The organism is Streptomyces sp. SID5910, assembly GCF_009862125.1.
Lineage (GTDB): Bacteria > Actinomycetota > Actinomycetes > Streptomycetales > Streptomycetaceae > Streptomyces.
In genome coordinates, this window is the sequence record NZ_WWHX01000296.1 from 1 (window position 1) to 9,222 (window position 9,222).

General features: G+C 72.0%; 11 protein-coding genes. 6 read left to right on the top strand and 5 right to left on the bottom strand.

The window, feature by feature from the left end:
• Both GTW67_RS10250 and bioB read right to left on the bottom strand, forming a co-directional pair.
• On the bottom strand, positions 1-418 hold a 418-nt coding region (locus GTW67_RS10250), incomplete at its 3' end, for an aminotransferase class III-fold pyridoxal phosphate-dependent enzyme (RefSeq protein ID WP_161164489.1).
• Positions 411-1,631, bottom strand: coding sequence for a biotin synthase BioB (gene bioB / locus GTW67_RS10255; protein WP_161164490.1), 1,221 nt, complete (start codon positions 1,629-1,631; stop codon positions 411-413). The genes bioB and GTW67_RS10250, both read right to left, overlap by 8 nt.
• 150 nt (positions 1,632-1,781) lie before the next feature.
• On the opposite strand from bioB, the gene GTW67_RS10260 reads away from it, so the two are divergent.
• Positions 1,782-2,909: an 8-amino-7-oxononanoate synthase gene (locus GTW67_RS10260; RefSeq protein ID WP_161164491.1), complete on the top strand. Its 1,128-nt coding sequence runs from the start codon at positions 1,782-1,784 to the stop codon at positions 2,907-2,909.
• 42 nt (positions 2,910-2,951) lie between these two features.
• On the opposite strand, the gene GTW67_RS10265 is transcribed toward GTW67_RS10260, so the two are convergent.
• Together GTW67_RS10265 and GTW67_RS10270 are read right to left on the bottom strand one after the other, a co-directional pair.
• Positions 2,952-3,191, bottom strand: coding sequence for a DUF397 domain-containing protein (locus GTW67_RS10265; protein ID WP_161164492.1), 240 nt, complete (start codon positions 3,189-3,191; stop codon positions 2,952-2,954).
• Positions 3,192-3,200: 9 nt separating this feature from the next.
• Positions 3,201-4,061: a helix-turn-helix domain-containing protein gene (locus GTW67_RS10270; RefSeq protein WP_161164493.1), complete on the bottom strand. Its 861-nt coding sequence runs from the start codon at positions 4,059-4,061 to the stop codon at positions 3,201-3,203.
• A 213-nt stretch (positions 4,062-4,274) separates the two neighbouring features.
• Here GTW67_RS10270 and GTW67_RS10275 point away from each other — a divergent pair, with 213 nt between their 5' ends.
• A complete protein-coding gene (locus tag GTW67_RS10275; RefSeq protein ID WP_161164494.1) occupies positions 4,275-4,778 on the top strand; it encodes an ATP-binding protein in 504 nt (167 codons plus the stop codon).
• A gap of 43 nt (positions 4,779-4,821) precedes the next feature.
• Here the strand turns inward: GTW67_RS10275 and GTW67_RS10280 are convergent, their stop codons facing one another.
• Positions 4,822-5,295, bottom strand: a complete 474-nt coding sequence (locus tag GTW67_RS10280) for a C40 family peptidase (RefSeq protein WP_161164495.1) — start codon at positions 5,293-5,295, stop codon at positions 4,822-4,824.
• Between the two features lie 793 nt (positions 5,296-6,088).
• Between GTW67_RS10280 and GTW67_RS10285 the strand changes: the two genes are divergently transcribed.
• The 4 genes from GTW67_RS10285 to GTW67_RS10300 are packed head-to-tail and all read left to right on the top strand — an operon-like array spanning position 6,089 to position 9,114.
• On the top strand, positions 6,089-6,391 hold the full coding sequence (locus GTW67_RS10285; RefSeq protein ID WP_161164496.1) for an urease subunit gamma: 303 nt from the start codon (positions 6,089-6,091) through the stop codon (positions 6,389-6,391).
• Between the two features lie 14 nt (positions 6,392-6,405).
• Positions 6,406-6,717, top strand: coding sequence for an urease subunit beta (locus tag GTW67_RS10290; RefSeq protein ID WP_161164497.1), 312 nt, complete (start codon positions 6,406-6,408; stop codon positions 6,715-6,717).
• Positions 6,710-8,431 (top strand): urease subunit alpha, encoded by a 1,722-nt coding sequence (locus tag GTW67_RS10295; protein ID WP_161164498.1) that lies wholly within the window; start codon positions 6,710-6,712, stop codon positions 8,429-8,431. Before GTW67_RS10290 ends, GTW67_RS10295 begins: the two co-directional genes overlap by 8 nt.
• An 8-nt stretch (positions 8,432-8,439) precedes the next feature.
• Positions 8,440-9,114: an urease accessory protein UreF gene (locus tag GTW67_RS10300; protein ID WP_161164499.1), complete on the top strand. Its 675-nt coding sequence runs from the start codon at positions 8,440-8,442 to the stop codon at positions 9,112-9,114.
• Positions 9,115-9,222 lie beyond the last annotated feature (108 nt).

Here is a 9,222-nt window from a genome sequence, read left to right on the forward strand (position 1 = left end):
GGCGGCCCAGCGAACGCCAGTACTGAAGGCACATCTTGACGGCCACCTCGACCGACACCGAGCCGGAGTCGGCGAGAAACACGTGCTCCAGGCCCTCCGGCGACATGTCGACAAGGAGCTTCGCCAGGCGTACGGCGGGCTCGTGGGTGAGCCCGCCGAACATCACGTGGCTCATCCGGTCCAGCTGCTCGCGGGCGGCCTCGTTCAGCACCGGGTGGTTGTAGCCGTGGATCGCCGACCACCAGGACGACATGCCGTCGACCAGTTCGCCCGAGCCGTCGGCCGGCCGCAGCCGGACCCCGCTCGCCGACTCCACGACGAGCGGGTCCTGCCGGCCCGGCATGGGGCCGTACGGGTGCCAGACGTGCCGCCGGTCGAGGGCCAGCAGCTCGTCCACGGTCAGCGCGGGCTCAGGCATTGGGCGCGAGGTCCGTTCCGGCACCGCGCCGGCGTACGGCCACCAGGTCCGTACGCGCCTCGCCCGCCGCCGGCACCTCGGCGGGGGCCGGGGCAGAACCGCAGACCCCGCCGCCCGCGTGGGAGCCGCAGCCCCCGTTGCCCTCGTGCGACCCGCAGGCCCCGCCGTCCGCGCCGTCCCCGTGGGACCCGCAGCCGCCCCCGCCCGCCGCCCGGTGTTCCGGCAGGGTCACCTCGCCCGTGCCCTCCACCTCGAAACCGGCGTCCGCGATCATCTCCAGGTCGGTCTTGCCCGCCTGGCCCTCGCTGGTGAGGTAGTCGCCGAGGAAGATCGAGTTGGCCAGGTGCAGGGCGAGCGGCTGCATCGAACGCAGATGCACCTCGCGACCGCCGGCGATGCGCACCTCGACGTCCGGGCACACGAATCGCGTCATCGCCAGGATGCGCAGGCAGCGCTGCGGGGTGAGGTTCCACTCCTTGGCCAGCGGCGTGCCCTCGAACGGGATCAGGAAGTTGACCGGCACCGAGTCGGGGTCCAGCTCGCGCAGCGAGAAGACCACGTCGACCAGGTCCTCGTCGCTCTCGCCCATGCCCGCGATCAGCCCCGAGCAGGCCGACAGCCCGGCCGCGTGCGCCTTGTTGACCGTGTCCACCCGGTCGGCGTACGTGTGGGTGGTCGTGATGTCCCCGTACGTCGACTCGGACGTGTTCAGGTTGTGGTTGTAGGCGTCGGCGCCCGCCTCGCGCAGCCGCTCCGCCTGACCGTCGGACAGCAGGCCCAGACAAGCGCAGACCTCGACGCCCTCGTTCTGCTCCTTGATGGCCTTGATGGTCTCGGAGACCCGGTCCACGTCCCGCTCGGTCGGACCGCGCCCGCTGGCCACCAGGCACACCCGCTTGGCGCCGCCGGCCACGCCCGCGGCGGCGGCCTCGGAGGCCTGGCCGGGCTTGAGCCAGGTGTACTTGAGGATCTCCGCCTTCGAGCCGAGCCGCTGCGAGCAGTAGGAGCAGTCCTCGGGGCACAGGCCCGACTTGAGGTTGACGAGGTAGTTGAGTTTCACCCGTCGGCCGAACCAGTGACGGCGCACCTTGCCGGCCGCGGCCACCACATCGAGCAGGTCGTCGTCGGAAGTGGCGAGGACGGCCAGCGCTTCCTCGCGGGTCGGCGTCTCGCGCCGAAGCCCCTTGTCCACCAGCGTGTTCAGCAGGTCCATGAGAGCCGATCCTGTCCTACGGGGCCGCCCGGGGCCAAGGAGACTTCGCACAACAGTGACAGATCACCGTGTGGGTATCGCCACACCTCGGGCCGCCCGTCGTGCCGCTAGTGTCTGTCCACTGCCTACAAAACCCCGGAGGGCGAAGCCATGGCGTTCGGCTGGATCGACGAGCAGGCCGGGGCGCGCCGCCGGGCCGGACTCGTCCGCACACTGCGGCCCCGCCCGGCCGAGTCGCCCCTGCTGGACCTGGCGAGCAACGACTACCTCGGACTGGCCCGGCACCCGGAGGTCGCCGAGGGCGCGGCGCGGGCCGCGCGGACCTGGGGCGGCGGCGCGACCGGCTCCCGGCTCGTCACCGGAACGACCGAACTGCACGCCGAACTCGAACGCGAACTGGCCGCCTTCTGCGGCTTCGAGGCCGCGCTCGTCTTCTCCTCCGGCTACGCGGCCAACCTCGCCGCGGTCACCGCGCTGGCGCCGCACGGCTCCCTCGTGGTCTCCGACGCCGGCAACCACGCCTCGCTGATCGACGGTTGCCGGCTGGCCCGGGGGACGACCCAGGTGGCGGCGCACGCCGACCCGGACGCGGTGCGCAAGGCGCTGGCGACGCACGACGGGCCCGCCGTCGCCGTCTCCGACACGGTGTTCTCGGTGGACGGCGACGCGGCGCCGCTGGCCGCCCTCGCCGAGGCGTGCCGGGAGCACGGCGCGGGACTGGTCGTCGACGACGCCCACGGTCTCGGCGTCCTCGGCGACGGCGGCCGGGGCGCCGCGCATGCCGCGGGGCTCGCGGGCGCCGACGACGTCGTCGTGACGGTCACGCTGTCCAAATCGCTCGGCAGCCAGGGCGGCGCCGTGCTCGGCCCGGCACGGGTGATCGACCATCTGGTCAACGCGGCCCGGACGTTCATCTTCGACACCGGACTCGCCCCCGCCGCCACGGGTGCGGCCCTCGCGGCACTGCGGCTGCTGCGCCGCGAGCCCGGGCGGGCGGCGCGGGCGCGCGAGGTGGCGGCCGAGCTGCACGCACGCCTGACCGCCGCGGGACTTCAGGCGGTACGCCCGGACGCCGCGGTGGTCTCGGTGCGGGCTCCGTCCCCGGAGGGGGCCGTGCGGTGGGCGGCCGACTGCCGTGCGGCCGGCCTGTCCGTGGGCTGCTTCCGCCCTCCGTCGGTGCCCGATGGCATCTCACGGCTCAGGCTGACCGCTCGCGCGGACCTCTCCGGGGATCAGATCGAACGCGCTGTCCGGGTGATCGGCGAAACGCGGCCATGAGTCGGCGTGACACGGCCGTGCGTCGCGCGGCACCCGGCCGGATCAGCCGGTCCGGCCGGCCTGGACCGCGGCCGTGAACGACGCCCAGCTCCCGGGGGAGAAGAGCAGCGCGGGCCCGGCCGGGTCCTTGGAGTCGCGCACGGCGAGGAGTCCGGCCCGGGGGCCGGCCGACGGCTGTGCCGTCTCCACGCAGTTGTTGGCTCCGGTGCTGTAGCTGCTGCGCAGCCACCGCACACCGTGCAGATCGGTACTCGCGGGGGTGTTCCGAGGAAGTGCGGACATGGTGCCTCCTTACGCGCCGGCCGCTGTCGCGGCGATGTAGTCCAACGAGTCCTCGGGCGAAAGGGCATGGTGCAGGAGAGCGTCGAAGGCCTCGGTGTAGGCCTCTAGGTCTTCTTTCCGTTCGAGATGGAGGCTACTCGTCAAGTGGTCGAGAACAACCACGTCGAGATCAGAAGTGCTCGGAAAGGAGAAGATGACGAAAGGGCCGGTGACACCGATGTGCGCCCCGGCGGCGAACGGGAGTACCTGGAGCCGGACATGGGGCAGCCGCGCGGCCTCCACCAGCCGGGTCAGCTGCCGGGACATCACCCCCGGCCCGCCCACCTCCCGGCGCAGCACCGCCTCGTCGAGGACCGCGTTCAGCTCCAGCGGCGGATCGGCCCGCAGCACGTCCTGCCGGGCCAGCCGGACCTCCACCAGCGTGTCCAGCCGCTCCTCCGGCAGCCCGTCCACCGCGGCCCGCGTGACCGCGCGGGCGTACTCCGGTGTCTGGAGCAGCCCGGGCACGACGGTGGTCTCCAGCGTCCGCATCGCGCTCGCCTGCGACTCCAGGCTGATGAAGTCCCGGTACGTCGGCGGCAGCACCCCGCGATAGGCGTGCCACCAGTGGTGCCGGCCGCCCGCGTCCTCGGAGCCCGCCAGCACCACCAGCAGCTCCCGCAGCTCCTGGTCGGCCACGCCGTAGGCGTCCAGCAGTAACCGCACGTCGGCCGGTTTCGCCCCGCTCGTGCCGGTCTCGATCCGGCTGACCTTCGACTGGTGCCAGCCCACCAGCCGGGCCGCCTCGCCGCTGGTGATCCCCGCCGTCGTGCGCAGGGCGCGCAGCTCCGCGCCCAGCTTTCGGCGGCGCACCACCGGACCGTGCTGCATGGGCCACTCCTTTACTCCCCATGAGCCACCCGAATACGGTCTGCCGTCGCAGAGTTCACCGCTTCGAGCGACAGATATATGCATATCTCGGTGGATCGCCGCCCTGTACCGGGTGGTGATGGCACTCTGGCGGCGAAGCACCAGTCCGGGACCGTACTCGAACCATCCGCTCCATGTCGGACTGCGGTCCCGTGGGAAAGGGACGACGTCGCCATGGCAGACCATCTGGAAGCATCCGTCACTCTGCCGAGCGATCCCGCCTCGGTGGCCGCCGCGCGCACCTATGTGGTGGGCACGCTGGCGGAATGGGGCCTGCCCGCGGACGCGGAGGCGTCGGAGACCGTCCGGCTCATCGTCTCCGAGCTGGCCACCAACGCGGTCCAGCACACGTTCGGGCAGTCACCGACCTTCACCGTGGACCTCGTACTGGATCGCGACGAACGCCTGTGCGTCGGCGTCACCGACAGCCACCCGCGCTTCCCCAAGCGGCTGCCCGCCGCCGTGCAGCAGGACAACGGCCGGGGCATGGTGATCATCCGCTGGCTGACGGCGGAGTGCGGCGGCAGGCTGAGGGTGCGGCCCACGCGCGAGGGCGGCAAGACCGTCTCCATCGAACTGCCCTGGACGGCACCGGCCCAGGCGGCGCCCGCCGAGCCGGTCACGGCCGTGGGCCCTCCGCGCGGCGAGGCCCTGGGGAGCCAGGAGCCCCAGCGGTGAGGCGCCGCCGGTGTGCCAGGGCGCCGTCACCGGCCCGGGCGGCTCACTTCACGCGGCCGTACCAGACGTTGCTCGTCCAGATCTTCTGGAGGCGCACCACGTCCCCGGTCTTCGGGGCGTGCCAGATCTTGCCCTTACCGGCGTAGATGCCGACGTGGTACACGCCCCGGCCGGAGTGGAAGAACACGAGGTCGCCGGCCTTGCGGCTCTTGGCGGAGATGTGCCGGGTCTTGTTGTACTGCTGCGCGGCGGTCCGCGGCAGCTTCTTGCCGGCCTTCTTGAACGAGTACAGCGTCAGCCCGGAGCAGTCGAACCGGTTCGGTCCGGTGGCACCCCACGCGTAGGGGGCGCCCCTCTTGGACGCCGCGATCTTGAGAGCCTTCGTCGCATGGGTCGCCGCTGCGGCTTCGGAGGCGGCGCCGGGAACCACGAGCGAGCCGCCCACGGCGGCGATGGTCAGGGCCGAGGCCGTACCGGCACGGGCCATCAGGGACGGGACGCGATTGAGCGCAGTCATGCGCAACCCTTCGTCAGCCGCCTGTGAAGGATGACCTGTCGGATTCGGGCTGGCGAAGTTGCCCGGCCGCACGAGTGCGGCTTCACCCCAAGGGCTGCTCGGCCCGGCGCTCCCTGTCGGGGGCGGCCGTTCCGGCGACCCGTCGTGCTCGGGTCCTCCACTCCTGCCGATCCACTCCTGTCGACCGGTCGTCCGGGCGGCGGCAGGACTCGGCGTCCGCCCGGACCGCCCCGCCGCTGCGGCGGGGGCTTGTCGTCAGTCATGGATCTTGGCGCACCCAAGTCGGAAAATCCCAACGGAAACGGGCTGTTGTGTGGTTACTCACCACTCACCCGTTCGGGTGGACATGTCGGTGTTCGATCCTCTGTCGAGTGCCGTGACGACCCCGGGACCAGCGGCGGAATGACGTATTCCGCCGTCCGGGTGCGCGTGTCGCGCAAGCTCGACCGGCCGGAAAAACGAGGTGCACCTACGCCGAAAGGCGGTCCGCCGTTCGGCCGGTTCGGTGTCCGGTCCGCGCGGTGAAGCGGCGGACCCGCCCGGGAGTTCGCGGGCATGCGAAAGGGCGCCGGCGGCGACGGGTCATCAGGTGGTCAAACCGGTAATCAGTCAGTCAAAAGCGCGTGACGTGGCAGAAACACTCTAGCCGTACTCTGCACCCCGATCCACCTGCGGTTTTGCGCACATCGGCGGGCGCTTTCGGGCTCATTCCTGTGTGTTACATCTAGAGCCGTCGCGGTGGACGCGGCAGCCGGACCGTTCGGTATCGGCGTGAGGTTCTGTGAGGTGGTACGTGCAACTGACCCCGCACGAGCAGGAACGACTGCTCATCCATGTGGCCGCGGACGTGGCCGAGAAGCGCCGCGCGCGAGGCGTGAAGCTCAACCACCCCGAAGTCGTCGCGCTGATCACCTCGCACATCCTCGAAGGGGCCCGCGACGGCCGTACGGTCGGCGAGCTCATGGCGTCGGGCCGCAAGCTGATCCAGCGCCACGAGGTCATGGAGGGCATCCCCGAGATGATCCACGACGTGCAGGTCGAGGCGACCTTCCCCGACGGCACCAAGCTCGTCACCGTCCACGAACCGATCATCTGACGGGAACCGCAGCCATGATTCCCGGAGAGATCCTCTTCGCCGACGAGCCGGTCGCCTTCAACGAGGGCCGCGACAGCGTCCGTCTGACCGTGCTCAACACCGCCGACCGGCCCGTCCAGGTCGGCTCCCACTACCACTTCGCCGAGGCCAACCCCGGTCTCGACTTCGACCGCGCCGCGGCGCACGGCAGGCGACTGAACATCGCCGCCGGCACCGCCGTCCGGTTCGAGCCCGGCATCCCGGTCGACGTGGAGCTGATCCCCCTCGCGGGCGCTCGCGTCGTCGTCGGTCTGCGCGGCGCGACCGGAGGTGCCCTCGATGCCTGAACTGTCCCGCGCCGCCTACGCCGACCTGTTCGGCCCGACCACCGGCGACCGCGTCCGCCTGGCCGACACCGACCTCTTCGTGGAGATCGAGGAGGACCGCTCCGGCGGCCCCGGCCGCTCCGGCGACGAGTCGGTCTTCGGCGGCGGCAAGGTGCTGCGCGAGTCCATGGGCCAGTCGCGCGTCACCCGGGCCGAGGGCGCCCCCGACACCGTGATCACCGGTGCCGTGATCATCGACCACTGGGGCATCGTCAAGGCCGACATCGGCATCCGTGACGGCCGCATCACCGGCATCGGCAAGTCCGGCAACCCGGACACCATGGACGGCGTCCACCCCGAACTCGTCATCGGCCCCGAGACCGAGGTCATCGCGGGCAACGGCAGGATCGTGACCGCCGGCGGCATCGACACGCACATCCACTTCATCGCGCCGGGCATCGTCGACGAGGCCCTGGCGTCCGGCATCACCACCCTCATCGGCGGCGGCACGGGCCCCGCCGAGGGCAGCAAGGCGACCACGGTCACCCCCGGTTCGTGGCACCTCGCGCGGATGTACGCGGCCCTGGAGTCGAGCCCCGTCAACATCGGCTTCCTCGGCAAGGGCAGCACCATGTCCAAGGAGTCGATGCGCGACCAACTGCGCGCCGGCATCCTCGGCTTCAAGATCCACGAGGACTGGGGCGCGACCCCCGCCGTCATCTCCGCCTGCCTGGACGTGTGCGAGGAGTCCGGCGTCCAGCTCGCCGTCCACACGGACACCCTGAACGAGGCCGGCTTCGTCGGCGACACCTTCGACGCGGTCGCGGGGCGCACCCTGCACGCCTTCCACGTCGAGGGCGCCGGCGGCGGCCACGCGCCCGACATGATCACGGCGGTGTCGCTGCCGAACATGCTGCCGGCGTCCACCAACCCGACCCGGCCGCACACCGTCAACACCGTCGAGGAACACCTCGACATGCTGATGGTCTGCCACCACCTCAACCCCGCGGTCCCCGAGGACCTGGCCTTCGCCGAGTCCCGGATCCGGCCCAGCACCATCGCGGCCGAGGACGTCCTGCACGACATGGGCGCCATCTCCATCATGTCGTCGGACTCCCAGGCCATGGGCCGCGTCGGCGAGGTGATCCTGCGGACCTGGCAGACCGCCCATGTGATGAAGGGGCGGCGCGGCTTCCTGCCCGGGGACACCAGGGCCGACAACCGGCGCGCCCGTCGCTATGTCGCCAAATACACCATCAACCCGGCCGTCGCCCAGGGCATCGAGCACGAGGTCGGCTCCGTCGAGTCCGGCAAGCTCGCCGACCTGGTCCTCTGGGAGCCCCGCTTCTTCGGCGTGAAGCCGCAGCTCGTGCTCAAGGGCGGCCAGATCGCGTACGCGCAGATGGGCGACGCCAACGCCTCCATCCCCACCCCGCAGCCCGTCCTGCCGCGTCCGATGTACGGCGCCCTCGGCAGGGCGCCGGCCATGAACTCGCTGAACTTCGTGGCCGAGGCGGCGATCGAGGACGGGCTGCCCGAACGCCTCGGTCTCGGCAAGGAGTTCGTGCCCATCCGCTCGACCCGCGGCCGCACCAAGGCCGACATGCGCGAGAACGACGCCCTGCCACGCGTCGAGGTCGCCTCGGACTCCTTCGCGGTGACCATCGACGGCGAGCTCGTCGAACCGGCACCGGCCGTCGAACTGCCGCTCGCGCAGCGGTACTTCCTCTTCTGAGCGCCGTCATGAGCCGCGCAGCACTGCTGGTCCTGTCGGACGGCCGCTTCCCCGCCGGAGGGCATGCCCACTCCGGCGGGGCGGAGGCCGCCGTCAAGGCCGGACGCATCACCGACGCCGCGAGCCTGGAGGACTTCTGCCGGGGGCGGCTGCACACGAACGGCGCCGTCACGGCGTCCCTCGCGGCGGCCGCTGCCCTCGGCGCCGACCCCGGGGAACTCGACGGGGCCGCCGACGCCCGTACGCCGTCTCCCGCGCTGCGGATGGTGGCACGCAGGCTCGGCCGGCAGCTCATGCGGGCCGCCCGCGCGACCTGGCCGGACCCCGGACTGGACGCGCTGGCCGGGCGGTTCCCCAAGGGCGCCCACCAGCCCGTCGTCCTCGGGCTCGCCGCCCGCGCGGCCGGGCTCGGGGCGCTGGACGCGGCGTACTGCTCCGCGTACGAGGGGGTGAGCGGGCCGGCGACCGCGGTCGTGCGGCTGCTCGGCCTCGACCCGTTCGACGCGACGGGCGTGCTGGCGCGGCTGGCGGCGGAGGTGGACCGGGTGGCCGGGGGCGCGGTGGATGCGGCGCGGGCGGCGCTTGAGGAGGGGGTGGAGGTGCTGCCGGTGCGGTCCGCGCCGTTGTTGGAGATCGGGGCGGAGGCGCATGCCGCTTGGGCTGTGCGGTTGTTCGCTTCGTAGCGGTTCCTCGCCCCCGCCGCCCCTTCCCGTTCCCGACCCCAGGGGGCTCCGCCCCCTGGGACCCCCGTTCGGCCTGGACGGCCTCGTCCTCAAACGCCGGACGGGCTG

Coding starts and splice junctions, on each gene's coding strand:
- bioB (WP_161164490.1), bottom strand. CDS start 1,631: ATGGACCTGCTGAACACGCTGGTGGACAAGGGGCTTCGGCGCGAGACG.
- GTW67_RS10260 (WP_161164491.1), top strand. CDS start 1,782: ATGGCGTTCGGCTGGATCGACGAGCAGGCCGGGGCGCGCCGCCGGGCC.
- GTW67_RS10265 (WP_161164492.1), bottom strand. CDS start 3,191: ATGTCCGCACTTCCTCGGAACACCCCCGCGAGTACCGATCTGCACGGT.
- GTW67_RS10270 (WP_161164493.1), bottom strand. CDS start 4,061: ATGCAGCACGGTCCGGTGGTGCGCCGCCGAAAGCTGGGCGCGGAGCTG.
- GTW67_RS10275 (WP_161164494.1), top strand. CDS start 4,275: ATGGCAGACCATCTGGAAGCATCCGTCACTCTGCCGAGCGATCCCGCC.
- GTW67_RS10280 (WP_161164495.1), bottom strand. CDS start 5,295: ATGACTGCGCTCAATCGCGTCCCGTCCCTGATGGCCCGTGCCGGTACG.
- GTW67_RS10290 (WP_161164497.1), top strand. CDS start 6,406: ATGATTCCCGGAGAGATCCTCTTCGCCGACGAGCCGGTCGCCTTCAAC.
- GTW67_RS10295 (WP_161164498.1), top strand. CDS start 6,710: ATGCCTGAACTGTCCCGCGCCGCCTACGCCGACCTGTTCGGCCCGACC.
- GTW67_RS10300 (WP_161164499.1), top strand. CDS start 8,440: ATGAGCCGCGCAGCACTGCTGGTCCTGTCGGACGGCCGCTTCCCCGCC.